This window comes from Roseburia sp. OM04-10BH (genome assembly GCF_003462605.1).
GTDB lineage: Bacteria > Bacillota > Clostridia > Lachnospirales > Lachnospiraceae > Roseburia_C > Roseburia_C amylophila.
Genome location: NZ_QTZI01000008.1, coordinates 1 through 25,773, shown reverse-complemented (window position 1 = coordinate 25,773; position 25,773 = coordinate 1). Strand labels below are relative to the sequence as shown.

Annotated in this window: 27 protein-coding genes and 2 pseudogenes; 26 read left to right on the top strand and 3 right to left on the bottom strand. The window is 40.1% G+C overall.

Annotated features, from left to right (window positions below):
* Window positions 1-11 precede the first annotated feature (11 nt).
* The 18 genes and pseudogenes from DXB43_RS09295 to DXB43_RS09220 form a co-directional block, all read left to right on the top strand.
* Entirely contained in the window at window positions 12-674 is a 663-nt protein-coding gene (locus DXB43_RS09295; RefSeq protein ID WP_022244043.1) for a J domain-containing protein, read from the top strand.
* Window positions 675-764: 90 nt separating this feature from the next.
* Window positions 765-1,304 carry a hydrolase gene (locus DXB43_RS09290; protein WP_022244044.1) on the top strand — a complete coding sequence of 180 codons (540 nt, stop codon included), beginning with the start codon at window positions 765-767 and terminating at the stop codon, window positions 1,302-1,304.
* Window positions 1,305-1,316: 12 nt separating this feature from the next.
* On the top strand, window positions 1,317-1,829 hold the full coding sequence (locus DXB43_RS09285; protein ID WP_117947413.1) for a YqeG family HAD IIIA-type phosphatase: 513 nt from the start codon (window positions 1,317-1,319) through the stop codon (window positions 1,827-1,829).
* On the top strand, window positions 1,826-2,266 hold the full coding sequence (gene rpiB, locus DXB43_RS09280; protein WP_022244046.1) for a ribose 5-phosphate isomerase B: 441 nt from the start codon (window positions 1,826-1,828) through the stop codon (window positions 2,264-2,266). The genes DXB43_RS09285 and rpiB overlap by 4 nt, the downstream gene beginning before the upstream one ends.
* A 158-nt stretch (window positions 2,267-2,424) precedes the next feature.
* Window positions 2,425-2,982 carry an elongation factor P gene (gene efp / locus DXB43_RS09275; protein WP_022244047.1) on the top strand — a complete coding sequence of 186 codons (558 nt, stop codon included), beginning with the start codon at window positions 2,425-2,427 and terminating at the stop codon, window positions 2,980-2,982.
* A gap of 83 nt (window positions 2,983-3,065) precedes the next feature.
* Window positions 3,066-4,964, top strand: a complete 1,899-nt coding sequence (locus tag DXB43_RS09270; protein WP_243006669.1) for an LTA synthase family protein — start codon at window positions 3,066-3,068, stop codon at window positions 4,962-4,964.
* Between the two features lie 2 nt (window positions 4,965-4,966).
* Window positions 4,967-7,450, top strand: a complete 2,484-nt coding sequence (locus DXB43_RS09265; protein WP_117947412.1) for a YfhO family protein — start codon at window positions 4,967-4,969, stop codon at window positions 7,448-7,450.
* On the top strand, window positions 7,447-8,184 hold the full coding sequence (locus DXB43_RS09260; RefSeq protein WP_117947411.1) for a YdcF family protein: 738 nt from the start codon (window positions 7,447-7,449) through the stop codon (window positions 8,182-8,184). The genes DXB43_RS09265 and DXB43_RS09260 overlap by 4 nt, the downstream gene beginning before the upstream one ends.
* A gap of 151 nt (window positions 8,185-8,335) precedes the next feature.
* Window positions 8,336-9,376: a zinc ribbon domain-containing protein gene (locus DXB43_RS09255; RefSeq protein WP_117947410.1), complete on the top strand. Its 1,041-nt coding sequence runs from the start codon at window positions 8,336-8,338 to the stop codon at window positions 9,374-9,376.
* A gap of 130 nt (window positions 9,377-9,506) precedes the next feature.
* Window positions 9,507-10,370: a C39 family peptidase gene (locus DXB43_RS09250; protein ID WP_243006668.1), complete on the top strand. Its 864-nt coding sequence runs from the start codon at window positions 9,507-9,509 to the stop codon at window positions 10,368-10,370.
* A 414-nt stretch (window positions 10,371-10,784) separates the two neighbouring features.
* Window positions 10,785-10,958, top strand: a complete 174-nt coding sequence (locus DXB43_RS09245; protein WP_022244059.1) for a hypothetical protein — start codon at window positions 10,785-10,787, stop codon at window positions 10,956-10,958.
* A 62-nt stretch (window positions 10,959-11,020) separates the two neighbouring features.
* Complete coding sequence (locus tag DXB43_RS15130) at window positions 11,021-11,251, top strand: hypothetical protein (protein ID WP_158567213.1); 231 nt, start codon at window positions 11,021-11,023, stop codon at window positions 11,249-11,251.
* The gene (locus tag DXB43_RS09240) at window positions 11,230-12,108 is read left to right on the top strand and encodes an alpha/beta hydrolase family protein (protein WP_158567212.1); all 879 of its coding nucleotides are present in this window, start codon (window positions 11,230-11,232) and stop codon (window positions 12,106-12,108) included. The genes DXB43_RS15130 and DXB43_RS09240 overlap by 22 nt, the downstream gene beginning before the upstream one ends.
* Before the next feature lie 224 nt (window positions 12,109-12,332).
* Window positions 12,333-12,917, top strand: coding sequence for a hypothetical protein (locus DXB43_RS09235; protein ID WP_147422402.1), 585 nt, complete (start codon window positions 12,333-12,335; stop codon window positions 12,915-12,917).
* Between the two features lie 286 nt (window positions 12,918-13,203).
* Window positions 13,204-14,457 carry an ATP-binding protein gene (locus DXB43_RS09230; protein ID WP_117947407.1) on the top strand — a complete coding sequence of 418 codons (1,254 nt, stop codon included), beginning with the start codon at window positions 13,204-13,206 and terminating at the stop codon, window positions 14,455-14,457.
* Between the two features lie 99 nt (window positions 14,458-14,556).
* Window positions 14,557-14,721 (top strand): hypothetical protein, encoded by a 165-nt coding sequence (locus DXB43_RS15125; protein ID WP_156454682.1) that lies wholly within the window; start codon window positions 14,557-14,559, stop codon window positions 14,719-14,721.
* Window positions 14,722-14,951: 230 nt separating this feature from the next.
* Window positions 14,952-16,319 (top strand): MATE family efflux transporter, encoded by a 1,368-nt coding sequence (locus DXB43_RS09225; RefSeq protein WP_117947406.1) that lies wholly within the window; start codon window positions 14,952-14,954, stop codon window positions 16,317-16,319.
* A gap of 13 nt (window positions 16,320-16,332) precedes the next feature.
* Window positions 16,333-16,428: pseudogene (locus DXB43_RS09220) on the top strand (cytidylate kinase family protein); the annotation flags it as partial.
* 583 nt (window positions 16,429-17,011) lie between these two features.
* Here the strand turns inward: DXB43_RS09220 and DXB43_RS15910 are convergent.
* Complete coding sequence (locus tag DXB43_RS15910) at window positions 17,012-17,164, bottom strand: DUF6774 domain-containing protein (protein ID WP_416390273.1); 153 nt, start codon at window positions 17,162-17,164, stop codon at window positions 17,012-17,014.
* Between the two features lies 1 nt (window position 17,165).
* Between DXB43_RS15910 and DXB43_RS09210 the strand changes: the two genes are divergently transcribed.
* The 5 genes from DXB43_RS09210 (at window position 17,166) to DXB43_RS09190 (ending at window position 22,386) form a co-directional block, all read left to right on the top strand.
* A complete protein-coding gene (locus tag DXB43_RS09210) occupies window positions 17,166-18,374 on the top strand; it encodes an ROK family transcriptional regulator (RefSeq protein ID WP_330415590.1) in 1,209 nt (402 codons plus the stop codon).
* A 252-nt stretch (window positions 18,375-18,626) separates the two neighbouring features.
* A complete protein-coding gene (locus DXB43_RS09205) occupies window positions 18,627-19,655 on the top strand; it encodes a zinc-dependent alcohol dehydrogenase (RefSeq protein WP_117841974.1) in 1,029 nt (342 codons plus the stop codon).
* 9 nt (window positions 19,656-19,664) lie between these two features.
* Window positions 19,665-20,057: a VOC family protein gene (locus DXB43_RS09200; protein ID WP_117841973.1), complete on the top strand. Its 393-nt coding sequence runs from the start codon at window positions 19,665-19,667 to the stop codon at window positions 20,055-20,057.
* An 18-nt stretch (window positions 20,058-20,075) separates the two neighbouring features.
* Window positions 20,076-21,440, top strand: a complete 1,365-nt coding sequence (locus tag DXB43_RS09195) for an MFS transporter (RefSeq protein WP_117841972.1) — start codon at window positions 20,076-20,078, stop codon at window positions 21,438-21,440.
* Entirely contained in the window at window positions 21,424-22,386 is a 963-nt protein-coding gene (locus DXB43_RS09190) for a carbohydrate kinase family protein (protein ID WP_117841971.1), read from the top strand. The genes DXB43_RS09195 and DXB43_RS09190 overlap by 17 nt, the downstream gene beginning before the upstream one ends.
* Before the next feature lie 143 nt (window positions 22,387-22,529).
* Here DXB43_RS09190 and DXB43_RS09185 read toward each other — a convergent pair.
* A pseudogene (locus DXB43_RS09185) lies at window positions 22,530-22,655 on the bottom strand (DUF6061 family protein); the annotation flags it as partial.
* A 459-nt stretch (window positions 22,656-23,114) separates the two neighbouring features.
* Here DXB43_RS09185 and DXB43_RS09175 point away from each other — a divergent pair.
* From DXB43_RS09175 to DXB43_RS09165, 3 genes are read left to right on the top strand one after another with little or no spacing between them, the layout of a single operon-like run.
* Entirely contained in the window at window positions 23,115-23,552 is a 438-nt protein-coding gene (locus tag DXB43_RS09175; protein WP_004853467.1) for a radical SAM mobile pair system MarR family transcriptional regulator, read from the top strand.
* Entirely contained in the window at window positions 23,549-24,238 is a 690-nt protein-coding gene (locus DXB43_RS09170; RefSeq protein WP_117947405.1) for a radical SAM mobile pair protein A, read from the top strand. The genes DXB43_RS09175 and DXB43_RS09170 overlap by 4 nt, the downstream gene beginning before the upstream one ends.
* Window positions 24,226-25,134: a radical SAM mobile pair protein B gene (locus DXB43_RS09165; protein ID WP_015567824.1), complete on the top strand. Its 909-nt coding sequence runs from the start codon at window positions 24,226-24,228 to the stop codon at window positions 25,132-25,134. Before DXB43_RS09170 ends, DXB43_RS09165 begins: the two co-directional genes overlap by 13 nt.
* A 138-nt stretch (window positions 25,135-25,272) precedes the next feature.
* Here the strand turns inward: DXB43_RS09165 and DXB43_RS09160 are convergent.
* Window positions 25,273-25,773: tyrosine-type recombinase/integrase (locus tag DXB43_RS09160; RefSeq protein ID WP_147343682.1), on the bottom strand; the 501-nt coding region annotated here is incomplete at its 5' end.

Genomic DNA, 25,773 nt, shown 5'->3' with positions numbered 1-25,773 from the left:
GAGTAAGTAGTATGGACCCATACAAGGTGCTGGGCATAGCTCCGGGAGCAACAGATGAAGAAATCAAACGGGCATACCGGAATCTGAGCCGCAAATATCATCCGGATGCCAATGTAAATAATCCTGACCGTGCACAGGCAGAAGAAAAATTTAAAGAAGTACAGATGGCTTATGACCAGATTATGAAACAGAAACAGCAGGGTTACAGCTATGGAAGCGGTTACGGCGGCGGTGGCGCCTACGGTTATGGTGGTTTTGGCTATGGCAGAACCAATGGTGCATATGGAAACAGCGGTTATGGCAGCAGTGCTTCCGGTGAATCGGTAGAGATGCAGGCGGCTGCAAATTACATCCGGAATCGTTGTTTTAAAGAAGCGTTGCATGTGTTAGATGGCATTTCGGACAGAACGGCACGCTGGTATTATTACAGTGCAATTGCCAATGCCGGAAGCGGTAATAATGTAACGGCAAAGGAGCATGCCAGTCAGGCTGTCAATATGGAACCGAGTAATATGGAATATCGTCAGTTGCAGCAGCAGTTAGAGTTTGGTGGAACATGGTATCAGAGCAGAGGTGGCGAATATGAACGGCCATATTCCGGCAGCAGCGGCTGGTGCATGAGTATGCTGTTATTGAATCTTTTATGTAACTGTTGTTGTTTCAGACCATATTAGAAAACCATATTTTAGAAGTTCTTTTTTATTTGCAAGAATGAAAACTTCTGCTATACTGTAGGATGAAAAAAACAGAAATGGAGATTAGAAATGAGAATTTTAGCTGAAAATACATCATGTATTGTAATTGACTATCAGGAGAAGATTTTGCCGGCAATGTCAGGAAGAGAGGAACTTGTGGCAAATTCTGCTGCATTATTAAAGGGACTTAATTTATTGGAAATACCGATGGTATTGACCACACAGTATGCCAAGGGATTAGGAAATAATATTCCGGAGATTTGTGAAGCAATTGGAAGTGATGTGGCATATGACAAGACCACATTTTCTGCATATGAAACAGAAGCGGTATATGAAGCAATGGATAAAGAGCGTAAAAATGTCCTGATTTGTGGAATTGAAGCACATATCTGTGTACTTCAGACAGCCATTGATTTAAAGGCAGCAGGATATCAGCCGGTTATCGTAGCAGACTGTGTATCTTCAAGAAAAGAACTGGATAAGGAACTTGGTTTAAAGAGAGCAGAACAGGAAGGTATTCTGATTACATCTAAGGAAGCTATTTTATTTGAATTGACACGTAAGGCAGGCGGACCGGTATTTAAACAGATTTCTGCACTGATTAAATAAAGGAGACAGGATATGCTGCAAAGATTTTATCCCGATGAATATCTGGATTCTACCTATGTCATTGACTTTGATAAGCTTTATGAAGAGGGATACCGGGGCATTATTTTTGATATTGATAATACACTTGTTCCACACGGAGCACCGGCGGATGAGCGGGCAAAAAAGCTGTTTGCTCATTTAAAAGAGCTGGGTTATCATTGTATGCTGTTATCGAATAACAAGGAACCACGGGTGAAGATGTTCAATGATGCGGTAAATGTTTCCTATATTTACAAGGCAGGAAAACCGTCAACGAAAAATTATCTTAAGGCAATGGAAGAGATGGGAACCACCACGGAGAATACGTTATTTGTGGGAGACCAGATATTTACTGATGTGTATGGGGCAAACCGCGCAGGAATCCGTACGATTCTGGTAAAACCGATACATCCGAAAGAGGAAATACAGATTGTTTTAAAACGATATCTGGAGAAAATTGTATTATTTTTTTATACAAGGAAGAGAAAGAAGGAAGAAAAATTATGAAAATCGGAATTGGAAATGACCACAGTGCAGTCGAAATGAAATTCGCAATTAAAAAGTATTTAGAGGAAATGGGACATGAAGTTGTAAATTACGGAACAGATTCTACCGAGAGCTGTGACTATCCGGAGTATGGTGAAAAAGTAGGACGTGCAGTTGCAGCCGGGGAAGTAGACTGTGGCGTATTAATCTGTGGTACCGGGGTTGGAATCTCTTTGGCTGCTAATAAGGTAAAAGGTGTCCGTGCAGCAGTATGTTCTGATGTAACAACTGCGCATCTGGTAAAAGAACATAACAATGCCAATATCATCGCATTTGGAGCAAGAATTGTTGGAATCGAGAAGGCAAAAGATATTGTAAAAGCATACCTGAATGCAGAATTTCAGGGTGGCAGACATGAAAAACGTATTGCCATGATTCACGAAATTGAATCAAGATAGGGTAAAGTCACAAAAAAAGGTTGAAAAATGGCTTGTTTTATTATAGAATAGAACGAGTGAGTGACAAGTTTGGAATGAGAATTTTTTCCAATACCCGTAAGAACCTGCCGATGGCAGCGTCTTATGGTGCTTAGCAACGAAAATTAGGAGGAATATCGATGATTTCAGCAGGAGATTTCAGAAACGGAATTACAATCGAATTAGAAGGAAATATTTATCAGATTATTGAATTCCAGCACGTTAAACCTGGAAAGGGTGCTGCATTTGTCAGAACCAAATTAAAGAATATCAAGAGTGGCGGTGTAGTTGAGAAAACTTTCCGTCCAACAGAGAAATGCCCACAGGCACGTATCGACCGTAAAGATATGCAGTATTTATATTCTGACGGAGATTTGTATTACTTCATGGATGTTGAAAACTATGAGCAGATTGCTTTAGATAAGACAACCATCGGTGATACCTTAAAATTTGTAAAAGAGAACGAAATGTGTAAAATCTGTTCTCACAATGGCAACGTATTTGCTGTTGAACCACCATTGTTTGTTGAACTTCAGATTACAGAGACAGAACCTGGATTCAAGGGTGATACTGCAACAGGTGCAACAAAACCTGCAACTGTTGAGACTGGTGCAACTGTAATGGTTCCATTATTCGTAGAGCAGGATGATGTCATTAAAATCGATACAAGAACTGGTGAGTATTTATCCAGAGTATAATTTCATGCGAAATATGTGGGAGTTTCAAAACAGTTGTTTTGAAACTCCTTTTTCTGTTGCCGGGTATTAGGAAAGAACTGTCAGTGGCAGTACCAGCAGGTTATGGCAATGAGAATGGAAAGTTGAGGAAACAGGCTATGCAGGAAGAAAGCAGAAAAGAGAAAAATTTCATAAAAAGGATTTATTATGCAGAAGCACCAAAATGGCTGAAATATGCGATATTATTCGGATATCCGGTTCTGCTTTTTTATATTACTGCATTTATGACATATAATCCTTTTGTAAGAACCAGATGGAGAGCACAAATTCTAAATCTCATTTTATTTGAGGCTTTTGTGTGGCTGCTACTGGCAATTACCGGAAGTGCAGTGATTGCACTTCGTACGGAAACAATTCTTGGAATTGCATTGAGCATTGCGAATTATTATGTCATTTCCTTCCGTGGTTCTCCGGTGGTGCCATGGGATTTGCTGTCTCTTGGAACGGCAGCCAGTGTTGCCGGAGGCTATGATTATACTTTGCCGTCCCGTCAGATTGCGTTGATTCTTCTGATGTTCTTTCTGGCATTTACGGAGCGTTATGCAAAAATTCATATTTCACGGAAAAAGATATTGCTCCGCGCAGGTAGTGCTGTGATTTCTGTTGCCTGTATGGCAGGAATTGGCTGGATGGTACAGGATGATGCAATGGTAAGTGAATTACAGCTTTATCCGTTCCTTTTTACGCCTACAGTCATGTATGAACGAAATGGCTTTGCAGTGACGTTTCTTATGGATATGCAGTATCTTAAGGTGGAGAAGCCGGAAGGATATTCTGTTGAAAAGGCAAAGGAATTATTAGAAAATGAGGATGGTCTTGACTGGACGGCATCCGACCAGAGAAATAATGTTGGAAAGGAATTCGCGAATCAGAAAGAAACAACAGACCAGCTTCCGAATGTTATTGTCATCATGGATGAAGCCTTTTCCGATTTGGGGGTTCTGTCCGATGAGGCACTTCCGGTAAATGAAGACTATATGCCGTTTATTCACAGCCTGCAACAGGGGGCAGAAAATACCCAGACCGGATATTTGAATGTATCGGTGAAGGGTGGAAATACAGCAAATACGGAATTTGAATTTTTAACGGGAGATACCATGGCATTTCTTCCGGCTGGTAGTATTCCGTATCAGCAGTATATTACAAAGGACACACCAAGCATGGCATCTTATCTAAAGAGCTTGGGTTATGAGACCTATGCCATGCATCCATATTATGCGTCCGGCTGGAACCGGGATAAGATATATCCGCTGCTGGGATTTGACAGCTTTTATTCTTCTGCAGATTTCTATGGTTCCACTTATGTGAGGGGCTATATCGATGATTCATCCTGTGTGGATAAGATTATTGAGACATATGAAAAAAAAGATGCAAGAACGCCGGCATTTATCTTTAATGTAACCATGCAGAATCACAGCCCATATACCGATGGCTATCAGAATCTTCAGGGAAATATTACAGTAGATGGAACGGTATCTGCCCAGTTATCGGAATATCTGACCCTGGTAAAATTATCGGATGCAGCATTGGAAAAGCTGATTGATTATTTTGAGACACAGGACGAACCTACGGTTATCGTATTCTTTGGTGACCACCAGCCGACAGATGCGGTGGTGGAGCCAATCTGGAATTTAGAAGGCAAATCATCCTCTGATTTAACAGAAAAAGAAAATCAGCTTCGTTATAAGGTGCCTTATGTTATCTGGGCAAATTATGATATTGATGAGGCGGTAAATCAGGAGAGCAGTGCCAACTATCTGGGGGCACAGATGATGGAAGCAGCAGGAGTTCCGTTGTCGGATTATCAGAATTATTTACTGGAACAGAAGAAGGAGATGCCATTGATTTCCACGCAGCATACGGAAGCAGAAGGCAGTGATGCATGGCTTAATTATCAGACGCTGCAGTATTATCTTTTATTTGACTGGGATGGAGAAAAATAGAAATGAAGGAAAGATTACTTCGAATCAAAAACAATAAGAAGATGCCGTTAATACTGGCTTTTTGCATTCCGTTTTTTCTTGCACTGGGAGTCTGCATCGGCCATGAGATTTATCCTTTTGGCAATCAGTGTTTTCTGCATATTGATATGTATCACCAGTATGCACCGTTTTTTACGGAATTCATGAATAAGTTAAAGAGCGGAAGCGGGTTATTATATACATGGAATCTGGGGCTTGGTACAGATTTTGTATCCCTGATGGCATATTATCTATCCAGTCCTTTTAACTGGCTGTTATTATTATGTCCGTCTAATCTGGTAATCGAATTTATGACGGTATTGATTCTAATTAAGACTGGACTTAGCGGACTTACTTTTGCATTTTACTTAAACCGGCATTATAAAGATAATGGATATCGCATTGCTTTATTTGCGGTATTCTATGCGTTGTCCGGGTTTATGTGTGCTTATAACTGGGATATTATGTGGCTGGATACGGTGGTGTTATTGCCGCTTATTTTGCTGGGTCTGGAAAGACTGGTAGAAGGAAAGAAGATGACGCTTTATGTGGTAACACTGGCGGTTTCGATTCTTTCAAACTACTATATTTCCATTATGGTCTGCATCTATCTGGTGCTTTATTTTGTGATTCTGATATTAGAGCAGAAAAGCGGGATAGGAAAAGCAATTCTTAAATTTGCGGCCGGCTCCATCCTGGCAGGCGGTATGGGAGCAGTACTGATTCTGCCGGAGATAGTGGCATTAAGCGGAAGTGGTTCCGGTGGAATCTCTTTTCCGGAAAAAATGGAGTGGTATTTTGGCCTGCTGGATGAAGCAGCAAGGTTCTGCATTGGTGTCGAGCCGTCTTCTACGGTAGGACATATGCCAAATCTTTACTGCGGAGCGGCAATTTTATTATTATTATTCCTTTATCTTTTGAATCGCAGGATCCGAATTGGTGCAAAGATTCCAAGACTCTTACTGGTGGCATTTTTCTTTGTGAGCTTTGCAAATAATAAACTGGATTTTATCTGGCATGGCTTTCATTTTCCGGATGGACTTCCGGCAAGACAGACCTTTTTATTTGCATTTTTACTGTTGACCTTAGGTTATGAAGCAGTGCGGGAAGAAAGAGGCAATAGCATTTTTAAAATCCTATTTGCATTCCTGTTAGCGGAGCTGGTATTGGTTTTATGTTTCCGGTTTACAGATTTAGAGCAGGTGACACCGGAGCAGATGCTTTTAACAGGACTTTTGATTTTAGGTTATGCACTTCTGCTGTTATTCTATCGGCGGAAGGATAAGACGATGCGGACTATCGTATCGATATTTGCGGTGATTCTGGTATGTGCCGAGGCAGGCGTAAATCTTGACACGACCAGTATTTCTACTACCAGCCGGACGCTGTATACCCAGCATTTAGAGGATTATAAAACACTGGCGGAGACAGCAGGAGCAGAGGATGACGGTTTCTTCCGTATGGATAAGTTTAACCGGATGACGAAGAATGAGTCGGCACTTTCAAACTATGCATCCGCATCTGTTTTTTCTTCTCTTATAAATAAAGATGTGGCAGATTTCTACCGGGAGATGGGAATGGAAGGCGGTAAGAATTATTACTGCTATAATGGTGCAACGATGCTTACTTCCTCGCTGCTTTCGGTAAAATATATCCTGACGGACAGTGCAGAAGAGGAAAGTCCGTATCGAAGTCTGATATCAGAACAGAATGGCATATACTTATATGAAAATACTTATACACTGCCACTTGGTTTTATGGTAGATAGTGATTTGACGGAAAAGTGGGATTTTACCCTTGGAACACCGATAATGGCACAGAATGAACTCGCCTATGCCCTTGGTGCAACGGAGAATCTTTTAGAGCCGGTGGATGCAGAATTACATGATGGCAAAACCGTGATTCAGGTAACGGAAACCGGCTATTATTATGGTTATTATACGATGAAGGATGCCAAAACCATTACCGCAACCACTGGAAACCGCACGCGGACATTTTCTAAATGTGACCATGTCTATTTACTGGATTTGGGCTATTGTGAGGCTGGGGAAGATATTGCGCTGACTTCTGCCGATACGGATCAGATACTGGTGCAGGGCTACCGGTTAAATGATGCAGCATTTCAGGCAGCATATCATACATTATCCCAGCAGACCATGGAGTTAAAATCCTACAGTGACAGCAGAATCGAAGGCAGCATCAACGTAAAAAAAGCCGGAACTCTTTTGCTGTCCGTGCCGGATGATGAAGGCTGGCATGTCTTTGTGGATGGGGAAGAAGTGGATTATGAGCATTTCTGCGATGCGTTTATCAGCATTCCATTAAAAGAAGGCAGCCATGATATTATATTAAAATATACAACACCGAATCTGAAACTGGGAGCATTGCTTTCCGGTGGAGCATTGTTCTTATTCCTTTGCATTACCTGGATACCGGTTGTTGTGAGAAAACGAGGAGAGAGGGCATGAAGAAAAAAATAACATTTCTGATATTTGTGGTACTGGCGGTACTTTGTGTTGTTTATTCCGGGATGGTATTGGCAACGGGTTCCGGAACATCATTTTTTCTGGTGTGGATCGGACTTGCGGTACTTTTCTTCCTGTTTGGGTATTCTGTCTGGAAATCTTTCTGGAAGAAAGTTCCCCGGCTGGTTAAGGGAATCTGTATTGTTGTCGTTGCAGCGGGATTTACAGCATTTTTTATCGTAGAAGGCTGCATCATAAGTCAGATGCATGAAAAAGGCGAAGCGGGACTTGACTATATTATTGTGCTGGGGGCACAGGTGAGGGAAAGCGGACCAAGTGCTGCGTTAAAATACCGGCTGGATGAGGCAGTGGAATATTTAGAGGATAATCCAAAGACAATCTGTATCGTATCCGGCGGACAGGGTGCAAATGAACCATATTCCGAAGCCGAAGGAATGGCACAGTATTTAAAAGAACAGGGGATTGATGCGTCCCGGATTCTCTTAGAGGATAAGTCCTTAAATACAGAGCAGAATATGGAGTACAGCAAGGCACTGATAAAAGATGGGGCATCCGTTGGAATTATCACCAATGATTTTCATCTGTTCCGGGCAAAGCAGATTGCACGAAAATACGGACTGGACAATGTCTGTGGAATAGCAGCAAAGTCTACACCGGTTTATCTTCCAAATAATATGCTGCGGGAATTTTTAGCAGAGATAAAATTTTTGCTGTAATTATGCGGATGAATGGAAAAGTCAAAGACTGACCGGAGACTTTAATGTGTGCCAAGGCACATTCTTTGTTCTAAATGGGCTTGTATCGGGTGGAAGAATAGAATAGTATAAAAAGTAACAGGAGTTTTATGGAGAAAGGGTTTATATAGCTATGGAGATTAAATGCGAATACTGTGGCTCCATCATTAAGGAAACAGATGAGAAATGTCCTTACTGTGGAGCCACCAATCAGGCAGTAAAGCGTACTGCAGACCATACGCCAAAGACTATTGAAGAATTGCAGCAGTGGTATCAGGCGCGGAATCTGCCACCGTATGAAGTGACGAGATTCTTTATCGGAATCAATTACACACAGCCCAAAGCCTTTGGTATTTACCGGGAAGGTCAGAATGTCATTGTCTATAAGAACAAGGCAAACGGCGAGCGGGCGATCCGCTATCAGGGAACGGATGAAGCCTATGCGGTAAATGAGCTGTATCTTAAGTTAAAAGAGGAAATCTTAAACCAGAAGGAACATAATCGGGCTGGAAATGTAAGAAGCAGTTATGGAAATAACAGAAAGCCAATGTCAACAGGAAAGGTAATAGGAAGAACCTTTGCCGGGATTGGAGCATTCTTTCTTTTCTTCTTTGGTTCCTTTGTACTCTTTGTGTTAGATACATTATACCGGGGAATTGGAACAGCACTTTTTATTGCACTGATTGCCGCAGCACCTGTGGCAGTGATATTAGACCTTATTGTTTGTGGGTTAAGGGAAAAAAGTACGGTATTTGAAAAGATATATCAGGGATTTGCCGGAAAGAAATTCTTAACCTGTGCCGTTTGTTTCCTGATGTGCTTTTTAATCGTTCTGATTCCGATACATAATTACAAGAAGGCAAGTTATTACCAATACCAAAATACGGTTTACGTTCACAGCCACAATAACTGGTTCGAGTATGATGGTTATGACTATGATAAGATAGACAGCGATGAGGTACCGGATGATATTTTAAATAACCGTTCTGATTATGAAATGACTTATCAGAATGGCTATGACTGGGATAACAGCATTACCAATTTTGAAGACAGCAGATATTATGAAGAGCATTATGGCTCAGACAGCTCGGACAGCAGTTCAGACAGAGGATATGACTGGGATTCCAATGACAGCTGGGATTCTAATTCATCTGACTGGGATAGCGACTGGTAAATATTAATATATCATTTAGAAATTTATTTTTCTGTTAAGAATAATCTAAGAAATGAAATAGAATATCTTTAAGAACACTCCTTTTTCGTGTGCTTTACTAAGAGTAAAGAATGAAAAAGGGGTGTTTTTTATGATGCAGTCAGAACAGGAAGGACAACGAAATTTACAACAATCAGGAGCAGCCGGACAGCGGAATACACAACATGCAACGAACATAAAAAAGCGGAGCATGCGCCGGAAAAAAGCAAGAAGAATGCGAAGAATCAAAAGAATATTTGTGGCAGCAATAATTCTGCTGGTAGTTTTTGCCGCGGGCAGAACATCATTTGTGCAAGGCTTCTTAAATCACTGGAATGTAAAATCAGAGGCAACACTTACGGCAGAGGGGTATCCGGAAAGCCTTGTACAACTTTACGAGAAAAATGAAGAAGCAAGACAGTTTGTGCTTGATTATAAGAAGAATGGAAACAACGAGCAGCCGATTGATATTTCATCGGATGTAACAGATGGTAAAATACCGCTTTTCCTTCAGTGGGACGAGCGTTGGGGCTATAGAACCTATGGAGATAATTTCCTTGCAATTACAGGATGTGGTCCGACGGCATTGTCCATGGTCTATGTGGGACTGACCGGAGATACTTCCATGAATCCTTATGCCGTTGCCCAGATGGCACAGGAGGATGGCTTCTATGTGAATGGAAGCGGTTCCGCCTGGAGTATGATGACGGAACTTGCCACAAAGCTTGGCTTATCTGCACAGGAGCTGAGTCTCAGCGAAGACAGTATCCGGCAGGAATTATCCCAGGGGCATCCGATTATCTGTATCATGGGACCGGGAGATTTTACCACATCCGGACATTTTATTGTATTAACAGGAGTAGATTCCGATGGAAAAATAACAGTGAATGATTCCAATAGTAAAAAGAACAGTAATAAGGCATGGAAGATAGAAGACCTTATGAGCCAGATCCGGGATTTATGGGTGTATCAGTAGAAGTGGCATTCTTTACGAAAATCTGCTATAATTCTTGATAAAATGATTTGAAAGGCGAGTGGGAAAGAGACTGGTGGTAATCTTTCGACGGTAGTGTTTGAATATCCACAGCATTTGCCGGATGTGAATGTTGCATAAAAACTGTAAGGGGTACTAAGAATTTTGATTTAAATTTTATTTTTTTTCTGGCAACCGGTGCAAATTCGCATCCATGCTCAGATGCACCTCGCTGGCACATCCCTGTGCCAGCGTTGCCTGATGTCAGACAAAATTCCAAGTGCCCCTAACAGTCTTTATCATGCATCCACATTCCGGTAAATACTGTGGATATTACATCACATTCCGCCGGAAGAAAACCGGCATCACATTTCCCGCTCCTTTACAAATATTTTAACAAGAAGGGAGCTATAGAACATGGAAACATGGTATTACGAAGTCGTATCCATCGATGGAGACTATGCAAATTTAAAGAGGACAGACATTGCTTCAGATGATTTGAAACTTGTGGCAAGAGCACTTCTTCCGGCAGAAATTATGGAGGGAAGCAAGTTAAAATACGAACTGATGCAGTATGAGATTATAGAATAGCAGATAAAGGAGTTAGGGAAGATGAAAATCGAAGCGGCAAGGCGGGAGGTTTAGCAAAAATTATGAAAAAGGAAAAGGTTATTGGAATGGGGGTACTGCTTGGAATTATTATTCTGGCAGTGATTGTAGTTGTAGTGGCAGGAAATCAGAAAAAAAAAATAAAACGAAGACTGAGACAGAAAATAAAACGGAAACAGAGACGCAGATGGAATCAGACTCAGAATCAGAATCAGAATCGGAAACAGAAACTGCACCTGCGGATAAAGAGTCTTTGGACGCAGACGAGCTGGTAGAAGAGAACTTTCGTCAGGCTGGAATTACAGAATATGAAAAAATAGATATGGAAGATTATGAGAGCCAGGCAGGAATCGATTTATCAGAATATGTATCTTATCGGTTTTATTATGATAGCGATGGATTGAAAATTGAAGGATATTTCAGTGCACCAAAAGATTTACTGGATGGAAAAAAGACTTCCTGTCTTATTTATAATCATGGTGGAAATCAGGATTACGGAGCATTGGAAAATATAGAAATCTGCTTTTATGCCTATCAGCTTCATACCATTTGCATTGCATCAAACTACAGAGGCTGTGGAAGCAGTGAAGGAGAAGACCAGTTTGGCGGAGCAGATGTGGATGATGTGGTCCGGATTTTGGATTTGTGTGAGCAATTTTCCTATATTGATGAGGATGCCATAAATATGATGGGTATTTCCAGAGGCGGAATGATGACTTATGAAGTGTTAAGTAAGGATGAACGGGTGCATAAGGCAGTTGTCGTATCTGGCCTTTCCGATTGCTTTATGTCATATGAGGAAAGAAGTGATATGCAGACCATATTCGATTCTTTGGTAGGCGGTTCCCCGGAAGAGATGCCGGAGGAATATGAGAAACGTTCTGCAACCTATTGGGCGGATGAAATTAATATACCGCTGCTCATCATTCATGCCACTGGAGATGAAAAAGTATCCGTTGCACAGGCAGATAAATTAACAGAAGCATTAGAGCAGGCAGGAAAAACCTACGAATATATTACCTTTGATGGAAATTCCCACGGAGAAATCCGACCAGAGGATGGTGAGAAGATAAAGGCGTTTCTGGAAGGGCAGGAGCAGGAAGAAGATAGTGAAAAGAATAATGTAAAATAGTGAAAAAATAGTGTAATATTTCCTTCGCATGGTACTGTTGTATTCAAATAAGGTTTGTGAATTGTCGGAGGGCTCAAACGGCGAAAAATTGGAAGGAAGCCTTTCGTATCTAAAAAGTAGAGAAAAAGAATTGCTCTTGCTGCTCATGAAGAACTACAAAAGAGAGTTCACGCCTATCGAAGTCAGCAAAGAACTTAAGGTTACCAATAAGACGGTAACAAACTATGCAAAATGGGATGATTGATTTATATGTGAGAGGTAATAATTATGTAGCTTATTCAGAGATATATTCATCGTTTGCATCAGAAAAAAATAGTTATATTTCTGATTTGTTGTTGCTGGTTATCAATAATGACAGCTCTAAGGTACGAAAACATGGAGAAACATATGAAGTTGCAGGTGTTCGATTTACAGCAGACCAGATTCCTAAAATAGATACAAATAAGTTATTAGAAATAAAAGCTTGTAACAATATAATTGATTTCGGACAGAATCATTACTTCAAATATGTTTCTTCAGACGGAAAAGAGCATGCATTATTTACAAATGACAAGGGTGTTGGGGTTCCCTACTCGGAACATATGCGGGGAGCAGAGCATGATGCAGTTGCTCAGAGATATGCTCATTTTTGGCGGTATATGATGAACGATGATCCTGTATATGTAGGATTGACTTATTCTAATGATGATATTGATGAATTTATGAAACATGCAGGCATAGAAAATGGCTTCTTTACTGTTAGAATGGGGAATCGGGAAGCAACACAATATTATACCAAAAGCGAAAACCATACTTTGGATATTCCATAAGGAGAAGATTTGTGGTGTTTGGAATACCCGTCAAATTATAGATTTTTGGAAAAAATTGATTAATCTCTGAGAGTCTATTTATATGTGTTGTAGTTATCAAGCGAAGGGATACTTATATCGTGTTACAGGACATGGTGTAGGTATCCTTTTTGCATATTATCTATAATCATTACATAAAAAAGTGCAAATGCACAAAAAATAGTAATGGCTCTTGAAGTGAAAATAATTTAGTAGTAAAATAACATTACCAAAATTCGTGCAATACACAAAAATAAGGAGTGACACTATGGAGATTAAGAGAGATTCATACCTTGAACAGTTAAAGATAAGAAAAGATAACGGAATGGTTAAGATTATCACAGGAATCAGGAGATGCGGCAAATCATTCCTGTTATTTGTGTTGTTTAAGAAGTATTTACTGGAGAGTGGCATAGATAATGACCACATCATTGAGATTGCTTTAGATGGCATTGAAAATGAGGAACTGAGAGATCCAAAGAAGTGTTATCAGCATATTAAAGAGCGGGTGGAAGATGACCGGAAGTATTATCTGCTCTTGGACGAAGTACAGTTTATGCCACGATTTGAGGAAGTGCTGAACAGTTTGCTTCGTATCAGTAACATTGATGTGTATGTAACCGGCAGTAATTCTAAATTTTTATCTAGTGACATTGTAACTGAATTTAGAGGCAGAGGAGATGAAATAAGAATTTATCCGTTGTCTTTTGCAGAGTTCTATGCGGCTTATGATGGAGATTATGATGATGCTTGGGAAGAATATATGATATACGGTGGTTTACCACAAGTGGCACAATTTTCTGTAGAACGCCAGAAGGCTGAGTATCTTAAAAATATTTTTACTAATGTTTATATCAAGGATGTGGTAGAGCGAAACAAAATTCAAAATGTTGATGAGATTGGAACTTTGGTAGATATTCTTGCTTCTGCCATAGGAGCACCTACCAATCCAACAAAAATATCAAATACTTTCAAAAGTGAGAGAGGTATCAATTACAGCAATAAAACTATATCCAATCATATTGATTATTTGGCAGAGGCATTTTTGATTTCTAAAGCGGACCGGTATGATATTAAGGGGAGAAAATATGTAGGAGCCAATCTGAAATACTATTTTTCGGATATAGGACTTAGAAATGCCAGACTAAACTTCAGACAGCAGGAGCCGACTCATATTATGGAGAACATTGTTTATAATGAGTTGCTTGTGCGTGGCTACAATGTAGATGTTGGTATTGTGGATGTATTTGCAAAGAATAGTGACGGAAAGAGAGTTCATAAGCAGCTAGAGGTTGATTTTGTAGTAAACCAGGGCAGTCAGAGATATTACATTCAGGTGGCTTATGATATGACTTCTGAGGAAAAGCAAACACAGGAACTTAATTCACTCCGAAATATTCCGGATTCATTTAAGAAGATTGTTATAGTAAATGGAACAAAAAAGCCTTGGAGAAATGAGGAAGGCTTTGTGATCATGGGCATGAAATATTTTCTGCTCAATGAGGATAGTTTGGAGTTTTAGTATGGAAGGAGATAATATATTCCGATATAGAAATATGGATATAAAGTTAGGAGGCAGAGAAATGGCAACGGTTGTGTATTCTAATGAAGAAGATGATATGTGTTCTTTGGTGATAGCTCCGAAATAAATAATAGTAAGTACTTTGAGATTTTGGATAAGGAAATAATGAGAAAGGTAAGTGGAGGTTACAATTTAGGCATGGCTTACGTTGAAAATTGCATATATGGTGGAACATGGGATGAGTATAAAACGAGAGAAAAATAATTTGACTTTTTCCGAAAAGAAAAATATAATGACTTCTGAACGAGTAGCAAAATTGCGTAAATCCAGTTTTGTTACTCGTTTTTGTAATTTTATAATGCAATAAAAAAGTGTGTAGCTTATCAGCGTAAGTCCAACTTATAAGATAGGTGCGCACTTTTTATATTGCCAAATATCCGTAAGAAGCTGCCAGTGGCAGCTTCTGCAGGTGGAAAAAGGAGGATTAAGTTAAGATGGCAGAAAGTAACAAGATGAAGGAAATGCCGGTAAATAAGCTTATGGTGCAGATGGGAATACCGATGATTTTATCTATGGCATTGCAGGCGGTTTATAACATTGTAGACAGTGCCTTTGTAGGAAACATGAAATCAGGAAGTGAGGCTGCACTTAATGCACTTACACTGGTATTTCCGGTTCAGATGCTTATGGTAGCAGTGGGAATCGGAACCGGTGTGGGAACCAATGCACTTCTCGCGAGAACACTGGGAGAGGGAAAAAGTAAAAAAGCTGCAAAAGTTGCAGGAAACAGTTTATTTCTTGGAGTGATTATTTATGCAGTATGTCTGCTGTTTGGAATGTTTGGAGTAAAAGCATACATCTCATCCCAGACCGTTGATGCGGAAGTCATTGCAATGGGGACAAGCTATTTAAGAATATGCTGTGTGATTTCTTTTGGAATTATTTCCTTCTCGCTATTTGAGAAACTGTTACAGGCAACTGGGCGTTCCATTTATTCAACAATTGGTCAGGTTGTGGGAGCAGTGGTAAATATTATTCTTGACCCAATTATGATTTATGGCATTGGACCGGTTCCTGAAATGGGAGTAGAGGGCGCAGCCTATGCAACCGTAATCGGACAGGTGGTATCAGCAGCATTGTTATTTATTTCCCATGTAAAATTAAATAAGGAATTTGAGCATGGTGTAAAGTTTATGAAACCAGAGGGCAGAATTATCAGGGAAATCTATGCAATCGGACTTCCGGCAATTATTGGACAGGCGCTTATGTCTATTATGGTTTATGTGATGAATCTGATTTTAAAATTCAGTCCTTCGGCTCAGACCGCATATGGATTGTTCTATAAAGTACAGCAGTTTGTACTCTTCCTTGCCTTTGGACTTAGAGATGCAATCACGCCGATTATTGCATTTGCCTATGGAATGCATAGCAAGAAGAGGATTCAGGATGGAATCAGATATGGCTTAATCTATACGATTGTGCTTATGATTATTGGTGTGGCAATTACAGAAATTTTCCCGGGGGCTTTTGCAACTTTATTTAATGCAGGACAGTCAAGGGAATATTTTATCGGAGCAATGAGAATTATTTCTATCAGCTTTATTTTCGCCGGAATCAATGTGGCATATCAGGGAATTTATCAGGCTCTGGATGGTGGCATGGAATCGCTTGTGATTTCACTGCTCAGACAGCTTGTCATCATATTGCCACTGGCAGGTGTTTTCTCCAGTTTGGTCAGAAACGGACAGATGGGCGTTTCCTTAATCTGGTGGGCATTCCCGATAACAGAGATTGTTGCATGCCTTGTGGGATATGTATTTTTAAAGAGAATCCGGAAGAATAAAGTGGAAAGTTTAAGTTAAGGAGGAGTCAGCTATGGCAAAAAGAATCATTACAATCAGTAGAGAGTTTGGAAGCGGCGGTCGATTTATCGGGGAAGAAGTGGCAAAAAAACTTGGTACTGTATTTTTTGCAGTACCTTTTCTTTTTCTGGAAAGTGAAGTATGATACAGAGGAAGAGCAGCTGATTGACGACAGAAGAATTGGGTAACATAAGAAAAATGTGGAGGTAAATAAAAGGCATGCTGAATGTGAAAAATGCTGAAATGGCAGATTTAGAGCAAATTATGAAAATTTACAGATATGCACAGGATTATATGATAAAGTCCGGAAATCCGACTCAGTGGGGACATTTTTACCCGGATGCAGACCTGATAAAATCTGATATTGATAAAAATGCATGTAAGGTAATATATGACAAGGATGGAATCCACGGGGTATTTGCATTGTTTGATGGTACAGAACCTACTTATAAGCATATTGAGGGCGGTAACTGGCTGAATGAAGAACCATATCTGACGATTCACAGGCTTGCCGGTGATGGTCAGGTGCATGGCTTGTTTCCGTGTGCTTTAAACTATTGTAAAAAGATTTCTTTAAATATCAGGGTAGATACTCATGCGGATAATAAAACTATGCAAAGGCTGATTGAAAAGAATGGTTTTATAAAATGCGGTATAATATATGTAAAAAATGGAACAGCAAGAATCGCATATCAAAGGACTGATTTTCGGGCAGCAAGATTTGCAAGCATATCACTTAATACCACTAGGTCTGCGGCAAGAAGCGTAAGCTCATCGGTCGACAGGCATTCGGACAACTGGCAGGAAATTGTGGAGAGGTAAAAAAGATTTGTACAGTTTGACATAGTGGTTGTCCATAAGATATTTAGCGTTAACGGATCGTCCCTTTACAAACAGAATAAAAAAGCATATAATTCTTTTATAAAATATTTAATAAAAGAGGACAAAAAAACGGAAAATAAAGATAAAAGAAATATAGCAAGAAAAAAAATCATCAATTATGTGCTGAATCATCCGGTTATGTCCAAAGCGGAGCTCGCGAAAGAATTAAATCTGAGTATGCCGACTGTGTTAGCAAACGTAAATGACCTGTTGGAGAAAAGACTGTTAGAAGAAGTGGGCGAGTATGCGTCGACAGGCGGACGAAAGGCAAAAAGTATAGGAATTAATAAGTCATATTGTCATGCAATGGGGCTTTTGATCACTGCGAATCATATCGAAATGGTACTGGTAAATCTTGGAGATGAGATCGTAAAAAAAGACCGCATCCGTTTAAAATTTACGGCAGAATTATCCTACTGTACAGAGGTGGCACAAAAGGTTGAAACTTTTCTGGCAGACGAGCCTGCGAAGGAGACACTGCTTGGAATTGGTATTGCGATCCCGGGAATTATCGATCAGAAAGAACGGATTGTTTTAAAATCCCACGCGTTAGGGATAGAGAACTATAGTCTCCGCTTTTTAGAGCAGGCTGTGGGAATGCCGGTGTATTTTGAAAATGATGCCAATGCAGCCATGCTTGCAGAAAAAAAGCAGAAGTATCCCAATGCGATATATCTGTCTTTGAATCATACATTAGGCGGTGCTTTCTGCATAGATGGAAAGTTGTATCGCGGACAAAACCAGAAAGCAGGAGAGTTTGGTCATATGATACTTGTTCCCGGTGGAAAAAAATGTTATTGTGGTAAATCAGGATGCGCGGATGCATATTGTGCTGCAAGTGTACTGACGGAAGATAACAGGCAGTCGCTGGATGCATTTATGGAAAATCTTGAAAGTGGAGATAAAAAGGTTTTACAGATATGGAATGAGTATCTGGATCATCTTGCTGTTTTGATATCAAATCTACGGATGGCATATGATATGGATATCATACTGGGGGGCGATGTCGGAGGTGTACTCTCAGATTATATGATACCTTTGGGAGAAAAAGTGATGGCATATAATGGTTTTGAACATGATGTTTCATACCTGAAGAACTGTTCGTACAGGAAAGAAGCGTCGGCTGTTGGAGCTGCGAAATATTTTTTTGCGGAACATATGATGGAAATATAAATTATTATAGTGTGAAAACAGAGTGAAGTGTGAGCAAAAAAACGGAAAGGAAACGATAAGTGAGGTTTTCTTTCCGTTTTTTTGTGCGTTGATTAGAAAATATATACAAAAAGCATATCTGCAAATTGTGCAATGCGTAAAATTGAGAGAAATATATTGACAAAATATGTTTAAAGGATGATAATGTAATTACTTTAATAAAACATTTAATAAAACATAAAATAAAACAATATAAAAAAGGAGGAAGCAATTATGTTACAGCAGGTAATGACAAATCCAGGAGAAATTATTTTCAGAGAGGTTCCGGTTCCGGAGGTAAAGGAAAATCAGGTTTTGGTAAAGATTATGAATATTGGTGTCTGTGGATCAGATATTCATGTTTATCATGGAAAACATCCGTTTACAAAATATCCGGTAACACAGGGACATGAGGTTTCCGGTGAGATCACAGAACTTGGAAAAAATGTCACAGAGTTTCATGTGGGACAGAAGGTGACGATAGAGCCACAGGTATATTGTGGACACTGCTATCCATGCCGTCATGGAAAGTATAATCTCTGTGAGGAATTAAAAGTAATGGGATTTCAAACGACAGGAACAGCATCTGAGTATTTTGCAGTGGATGCATCTAAAGTAACACCTATTCCAGAAGATATGTCCTATGAAGAAGGAGCTATGATCGAACCTCTTGCTGTGGCAGTTCATGGTGTAAAACAGATGGGTGATGTGGCTGGCATGAATATTGCAGTCCTTGGAGCGGGACCGATCGGAAATCTTGTAGCACAGGCAGCAAAAGGAATGGGGGCAGCGAAAGTGATGATCACAGATATCAGTGATCTTAGACTGGCAAAGGCAAAAGAATGTGGAATTGATGTGTGTGTGAATACCAAAGATAAAGACTTTGGTGAGGCAATGATCGAAGCATTTGGACCGGATAAGGCGGATGTAATCTACGACTGTGCCGGAAACAATATCACAATGGGACAGGCAATTAAATATGCAAGAAAAGGAAGCACGATTGTACTGGTGGCTGTTTTTGCAGGAATGGCAGAAGTAGATCTTGCAGTGGCAAATGACCACGAACTTGACATTAAGAGCACGATGATGTACCGCCATGATGATTATATAGATGGAATCAGACTGGTAAATGAGGGCAAAGTTCATTTGAAACCGCTTATCTCAAAGACATTTGCTTTTAAAGATTATCTGAAGGCATACCAGTATATTGATGATAACCGCGAGACAACGATGAAAGTAATTATCAACGTCAGTGAAAAGTAAGGAGTTCGTATGGAAAATAAATATGGAATTGTCGGAGTTGCCCATGTCGGGCTTCCGACAAACGATTTACAGAAAACAGTTGAGTTTTATAGGGGTCTTGGATTTGAAGTAATTATGCAGACTTATAATGAAAAAGCAGGGGAAAAAGTGGCATTTTTACAGATAAAAAATTACTGTATAGAGACTTTTGAAAATGGGCAGGCGGCAATGTCAGACGGTGCATACCAGCATGTTGCTCTTGATGTGGAAGACATTGAGAGTATATATCAGAAAATCTGCAATGAAAAATACACAGTTATCACAGACGGAATCGAAGAACTGCCATTTTGGGAAAATGGTGTGAAGTTTTTTATGATTAAGGGACCAAATGAGGAAAGAATAGAGTTCTGTCAGAAACTCTGATAAAAACAGGAGGGACATATGGGAAGCGAAAACAAAAATGGAAAAGTACCGCTGATCAGTAAGATTGCATATGGGTTTGGTGATGTTGGATGTAATTTCAGCTGGATGTTTGTCAGTAATTTTCTGATGATATTTTATACAGACGTGTTCGGAATCAGTATGGCGGCTGTGTCAGCACTTATGCTTTTTTCAAGATTCTGGGATGCAATCAATGATCCAATCGTCGGGGGACTTACAGATAAAACAAAATCGAGATGGGGACGGTACCGTCCATGGTTGTTAGTAGCGGCACCAATCACAGCGATTCTTCTTGTTATGACATTCTGGGCAAGACCCGACTGGCCGCAGAATGGAAAGATTATTTATATGGTAATTACATATTGTCTGCTGGTTTTGGGGTATACCTGTGTGAATATTCCATATGGAACCTTGTGTGGTGCTATGACACAGGATATTGATGAACGTGCAAAAATAAATACATCCCGTTCGGTTGCAGCGATGATTGCAATTGGTGTGTTAAATATTATCACAGTTCCACTGCTCAGCAAATTCGGCAGTCATAGTGCAAAGACAGGATATCTGACGGTTGCGGTCATATATGGATGTATTTTTACAGCCTGTCATTTCTTCTGCTTTGCGAAGACGAAAGAGGCAGTGATTACTCCGGAAAAAGAAAAAATTTCTGTAAAGGTTCAGTTGAAAGCGGTTATGCAGAACAGACCATATCTTCTTGCATTGGCAGGACAGATATTATTTGGATTTACACTGTACGGTAGAAACGCAGATATTCTGTATTACTTTACATATGTGGAAGGGAATGCCTCCTACTACACAACTTATTCGATGTGCATCATTATTCCTTCTATCATCGGGGCAGCCTGTTTTCAACCATTATTCCGCAAGTTGAATAACAAAGGAAGAACAGCATCTCTCTTTGCTTTATTTACAGGAATTTCCATGTTGTCTATGTTTTTCTTTAATGCCAAAGAATCACCGGCTATTTTTTATGCTTTATCTGGTCTGACACAGTTTTTCTTCTCTGGATTTAATACTGCAATCTATGCAATTATTCCAGACTGTGTGGAATATGGGGAGTGGAAAACCGGACTTAGAAATGATGGTTTTCAGTATGCATTTATTTCACTTGGAAATAAAATCGGAATGGCAGTTGGAACAGCACTTTTAGCAGGATTACTTGGAAAATGTGGCTATATTGCAAATCAGACACAGAATGCGGCTGTACTTTCAATTATGAAACATGCATTTACGACGATTCCGGGTGCACTGTGGATTGTGACTGCGGTTGTATTATTTTTCTACCGGTTAAATAAAAAACGTTATAACGAGATTGTGGAGGAACTGAAAAATGGAAGAAAAAGTTGATATCGTGGCATTGGGAGAATTGCTGATTGATTTTACGGAAGCAGGACACAGTCAGGATGGGAGAAAATTGTTCGAACAGAATCCCGGCGGTGCTCCGGCAAATCTTCTAACCGTTGCAAGCCACTTTGGGTATCGCACATCTTTTATTGGAAAAGTTGGAAACGATATGCATGGTAAATTTTTAAAGAAGACATTGCAAAAGGAAGGAATCAATACAGATGCTATTGTTGAAGACCCGGGTTATTTTACAACGTTGGCATTTGTGGAAATCGGTGAAAGTGGAGAACGGAATTTTTCTTTTGCAAGAAAACCAGGTGCAGATACACAGTTAAAAAAAGAAGAACTGGATCAGACATTAATTTCAGGTTGTAGAATTTTTCATTTTGGATCATTATCGCTGACAGATGAACCGGCAGAAAGTACAACGATTGAAGCGGTAAAAATGGCAAAAGCAGCGGGTGCACTTATTTCCTATGATCCGAATTATCGACCGTCTCTTTGGAAGAGCAAAGAGGATGCAGTGAAAAAAATGAGATCTGTCATAGAATTGGTAGATGTCATGAAGGTATCGGATGAAGAGAGTATTTTGTTGACAGAGGCCGAAAGTTATGAGCAGGCCGCAGACCAACTCCTTGCTATGGGACCAAAGCTGGTAGCCATTACATTGGGAGAACAGGGTGTTCTTATGGCAACAAAAAGCAGAAAAGAAATCATCAAAGCATTTCAGATACATGCGGTCGACACGACTGGGGCAGGTGATTCATTCTGGGGAGGCGTATTATGCAGTATCCTTTCCATGAATAAGAATGTTGAAAAAATGAAATGGGAAGAAATCAAAAAGTGTGCTGTTTTGGGAAATGCAGTTGCTGGATTGTGTGTGCAAAAGAGAGGTGGCATCCCTGCGATTCCGACAAAAGAAGCAGTGTTTGAATTTATGCAGAAATAATGAATGTATATGACAAAATTGGGGCTATAAAAACGCCCCTATTTTTAACAAAAATATAAGCAGGACAACTTTCGATATTTGCTCCTGCTTGTATTTTATGTAAATTACGATAAGTTTTATTCCCTGTGTTCTTCGCCCCATGTACAGTCTGATTCTGGTGTAGTCTTTAAATGCTTTTCTGATTCCCAACAATCAATGCGGAGCATATAGCCAGCAGATATATAAACATCAATACTATTAAGCTGTGGATTGTATTCTGCAAATATTATTCTCGTCGTATTTTATCTCCTTATCATTCAATCAATCATTTGTTACAAAAATCAGAAGCATTTCAATCAGTTCACCATGTCACTTTCATTTTGTGTTATAATGTGTTATCAGATTTCTTGGTCTCCGCTGCCGCTTCGGTCGGCACAGAGCAGAGGTCCACTGGACCTCTTGTGCCCTTGTATTTGCCCTTATCAGAGTTCGTAAACACTGGTGCGATGATATAATACAAGGGAAACAATAAGGGAAAGCTCACCTGCGATAAATTCAGTATTTTCAAGGGTTTGCGGAGAATTTAATAACAAAATATAACAGTTATTAAATCTCTTAAAACAGGTGAAATCTCAATTCCAGTTTGGAGAATTGAAAAAACGGAATTTACTTATTAAGACATATAAACTGTTGACAATAAAGCTCCTATATAGTATATTTTTAATAAACTACTATATAGGAGCTTTTGTATGGAAATGAATGGAGGATTTCTTGTCACCAAAATAAAACAGCTTGGAGACCGGATTTTCGAGAAGATTCTCAGTGAAAAGAATATTGATGCGTTTAATGGAGCTCAGGGACGTATTCTTTATGTGCTGTGGCAGGAGGATGGTATCTCAATCAGGTCACTCTCGACTAAATGCGGATTAGCGATAACATCTCTTACTACGATGCTGGAAAGAATGGAAAATCAAGGGCTGATAAGCCGTGTTCAGTCTGAAACGGACAAAAGGAAAACACTCCTGTTTCTGACTGAGAAAGCACATGCCTTAAAGGGCGAGTACGATTCTGTATCTGATGAGATGGGCAGTATTTACTACAAAGGTTTTTCAGAGGAAGAAATTACCCGGTTTGAGGAATGCCTCGACCGCATCAGAAAGAATCTTGAGGAGTGGCAGAAGTCATGAGTATTTGTATCAAAGATCAGATTCAGAACATGAATATCGTCATTGGCTGCACAGTGGGGTGTACATATTGCTATGCCCACAATAACGTGAAACGCTGGCATATGATTGATGACTTCGCTGACCCTGAATTCTTTCCGGGTAAGCTTAAGATGATGGAAAAGAAACGTCCGCAGAACTTTCTTCTTACCGGCATGAGCGATCTCTCCGGATGGAAGCCGGAATGGAGAGACGAGGTATTTGTAAAGATCCGTGAAAATCCGCAGCATCAGTTCCTGTTCCTTACCAAGCGACCTGATTTGCTGGATTTTGATACCGATCTGGAAAACGCATGGTTTGGCGTTACGGTGACGAGGAAAGCAGAACTGTGGCGTATCGATGCTCTTCGGAAAAACGTCAGAGCAAAACATTACCATGTTACCTTTGAGCCGTTATTCGACGATCCCGGCACAGTTGACCTTTCCGGAATCAATTGGATCGTTGTCGGCACCATGACCGGAGCTCAGAGCAGGAAGATTCATACGGAACCGGAATGGGCATGGTCTCTGACGGACCAAGCACATAAGCTCGGCATTCCGGTGTTTATGAAGGAAGACCTTGTCCCTATCATAGGGGATGAAAATATGATTCAGGAAATGCCGGAAGAATTTAATAAAGTGTTAGAGGTACAGAAATCATGGAAGAAGTAATGAATGGAATCCTCATTCGTGAGGTGGAAACAAAGAACATCATGACTAAGTCTAGTCTGCCGGTAGGCGGTTACTCGGTCAATCCCTATGTGGGCTGTACACATGCCTGCAAGTATTGCTATGCTTCTTTTATGAAGCGCTTTACCGGGCACAAGGAGGAATGGGGCACTTTCCTTGATGTGAAGCATTGGCCGGAAATTAAAAATCCGAAGAAATATGCCGGACAGCGGGTGGTCATCGGTTCTGTGACAGATGGCTACAATCCACAGGAGGAGCAATTCGGGAATACCAGAAAACTTCTGGAGCAGCTGATCGGCAGTGACGCAGATATTCTGATCTGCACAAAGTCGGATCTTGTGGTACGGGATATTGATCTGTTGAAGAAGCTTGGACGTGTAACCGTTTCATGGTCGATCAACACACTAGATGAAAATTTCAAGAACGATATGGATTCTGCTTCGAGCATTGAGCACCGTATCGCTGCTATGAAGCAGGTATATGAGGCAGGTATCCGTACAGTCTGTTTCGTATCCCCGGTATTCCCCGGTATCACGGATTTTGAAGCAATCTTTGAGCGGGTAAAGAATCAGTGCGATCTGTTCTGGCTCGAAAATCTCAATCTTCGAGGCGGTTTCAAAAAGACAATTATGGATTATATCGCCGGAAAATATCCTGATCTTGTACCACTTTACGACGAGATCTATAACAAGCATAATCGCAGCTACTTTGAAGCACTTGAAGTAAAAGCTGAGAAAATGGCTAAGAAGTATGATTGTGCCTTTGTGGATAATGAAATGCCTTATGGCAGAGTCCCGCAGGGGCATCCGGTGATCGTAGATTATTTCTATCATGAGGAAATCCGTGGGACAGAGAATACCGGAAAAAGAAATCGTTAAATTCCAGTTTGCCGAAATATATTTCTAACTTTCCCTATTTTACAGACATTCCAGCCCATTCATTAGTGAAATGATATGTATTTTCCCTTATTTTTGCCCTTATGAGATAATCGTAAGGGAAATAAGGGAAAGTTTTATTTAGTCGTTGCCTGCCACTTTATCAAGTAACTTTGCGGATTCCCGCTTGGCTTTTCTTGTGGAATGGGCGTAGACATTCATTGTGGTACTGACATCTGAGTGTCCTAACAGTTCCTGTACATCTTTCGGAGCTGCTCCATTTGCCAGAAGGTTGCTTGTGTAGGTGTGTCGCAACTGGTGAAAATGAAATCCTTCAAATCCATCCAGTTTCTGAGCAATCTTCCTGCAAACAATTCCTAACGTGCTTGGCAGTTCCAAACTTCCATTCGGTCTTAAGCAGACAAAGGATATTTCCTTATAATCTTCTGGAACATTCTCTGTTCCGTCCAAATGATAGAACTCATAGTAAACTCTGTTTTTGTCTTTTACTTCTCTGTAGTAGTTTTTGTGGTAAAGTTCTCCGTACTGCATTCGGTTTTTAAGCTGTTCCTTTTGGGCATTACGAAGAATCTCTGCCAGTGTATCTCCAAAATCAACAATCCTTACCTTTTTTCGTTTGGT

Bases quoted from the DNA above. Each gene is read 5' to 3' on its own strand.
- efp (WP_022244047.1), top strand. From the start codon at position 2,425: ATGATTTCAGCAGGAGATTTCAGAAACGGAATTACAATCGAATTAGAA.
- DXB43_RS15130 (WP_158567213.1), top strand. From the start codon at position 11,021: ATGAAAAAGGAAAAGGTTATTGGAATGGGGGTACTGCTTGGAATTATT.
- DXB43_RS09285 (WP_117947413.1), top strand. From the start codon at position 1,317: ATGCTGCAAAGATTTTATCCCGATGAATATCTGGATTCTACCTATGTC.
- DXB43_RS09230 (WP_117947407.1), top strand. From the start codon at position 13,204: ATGGAGATTAAGAGAGATTCATACCTTGAACAGTTAAAGATAAGAAAA.
- DXB43_RS09200 (WP_117841973.1), top strand. From the start codon at position 19,665: ATGGAAAATAAATATGGAATTGTCGGAGTTGCCCATGTCGGGCTTCCG.
- DXB43_RS09190 (WP_117841971.1), top strand. From the start codon at position 21,424: ATGGAAGAAAAAGTTGATATCGTGGCATTGGGAGAATTGCTGATTGAT.
- DXB43_RS09245 (WP_022244059.1), top strand. From the start codon at position 10,785: ATGGAAACATGGTATTACGAAGTCGTATCCATCGATGGAGACTATGCA.
- DXB43_RS09250 (WP_243006668.1), top strand. From the start codon at position 9,507: ATGATGCAGTCAGAACAGGAAGGACAACGAAATTTACAACAATCAGGA.
- DXB43_RS09175 (WP_004853467.1), top strand. From the start codon at position 23,115: ATGGAAATGAATGGAGGATTTCTTGTCACCAAAATAAAACAGCTTGGA.
- DXB43_RS09195 (WP_117841972.1), top strand. From the start codon at position 20,076: ATGGGAAGCGAAAACAAAAATGGAAAAGTACCGCTGATCAGTAAGATT.
- rpiB (WP_022244046.1), top strand. From the start codon at position 1,826: ATGAAAATCGGAATTGGAAATGACCACAGTGCAGTCGAAATGAAATTC.
- DXB43_RS09170 (WP_117947405.1), top strand. From the start codon at position 23,549: ATGAGTATTTGTATCAAAGATCAGATTCAGAACATGAATATCGTCATT.
- DXB43_RS09165 (WP_015567824.1), top strand. From the start codon at position 24,226: ATGGAAGAAGTAATGAATGGAATCCTCATTCGTGAGGTGGAAACAAAG.
- DXB43_RS09235 (WP_147422402.1), top strand. From the start codon at position 12,333: ATGCAAAATGGGATGATTGATTTATATGTGAGAGGTAATAATTATGTA.
- DXB43_RS09295 (WP_022244043.1), top strand. From the start codon at position 12: ATGGACCCATACAAGGTGCTGGGCATAGCTCCGGGAGCAACAGATGAA.
- DXB43_RS09255 (WP_117947410.1), top strand. From the start codon at position 8,336: ATGGAGATTAAATGCGAATACTGTGGCTCCATCATTAAGGAAACAGAT.
- DXB43_RS09205 (WP_117841974.1), top strand. From the start codon at position 18,627: ATGTTACAGCAGGTAATGACAAATCCAGGAGAAATTATTTTCAGAGAG.
- DXB43_RS15910 (WP_416390273.1), bottom strand. From the start codon at position 17,164: ATGTCAAACTGTACAAATCTTTTTTACCTCTCCACAATTTCCTGCCAG.
- DXB43_RS09265 (WP_117947412.1), top strand. From the start codon at position 4,967: ATGAAGGAAAGATTACTTCGAATCAAAAACAATAAGAAGATGCCGTTA.
- DXB43_RS09290 (WP_022244044.1), top strand. From the start codon at position 765: ATGAGAATTTTAGCTGAAAATACATCATGTATTGTAATTGACTATCAG.
- DXB43_RS09260 (WP_117947411.1), top strand. From the start codon at position 7,447: ATGAAGAAAAAAATAACATTTCTGATATTTGTGGTACTGGCGGTACTT.
- DXB43_RS09225 (WP_117947406.1), top strand. From the start codon at position 14,952: ATGGCAGAAAGTAACAAGATGAAGGAAATGCCGGTAAATAAGCTTATG.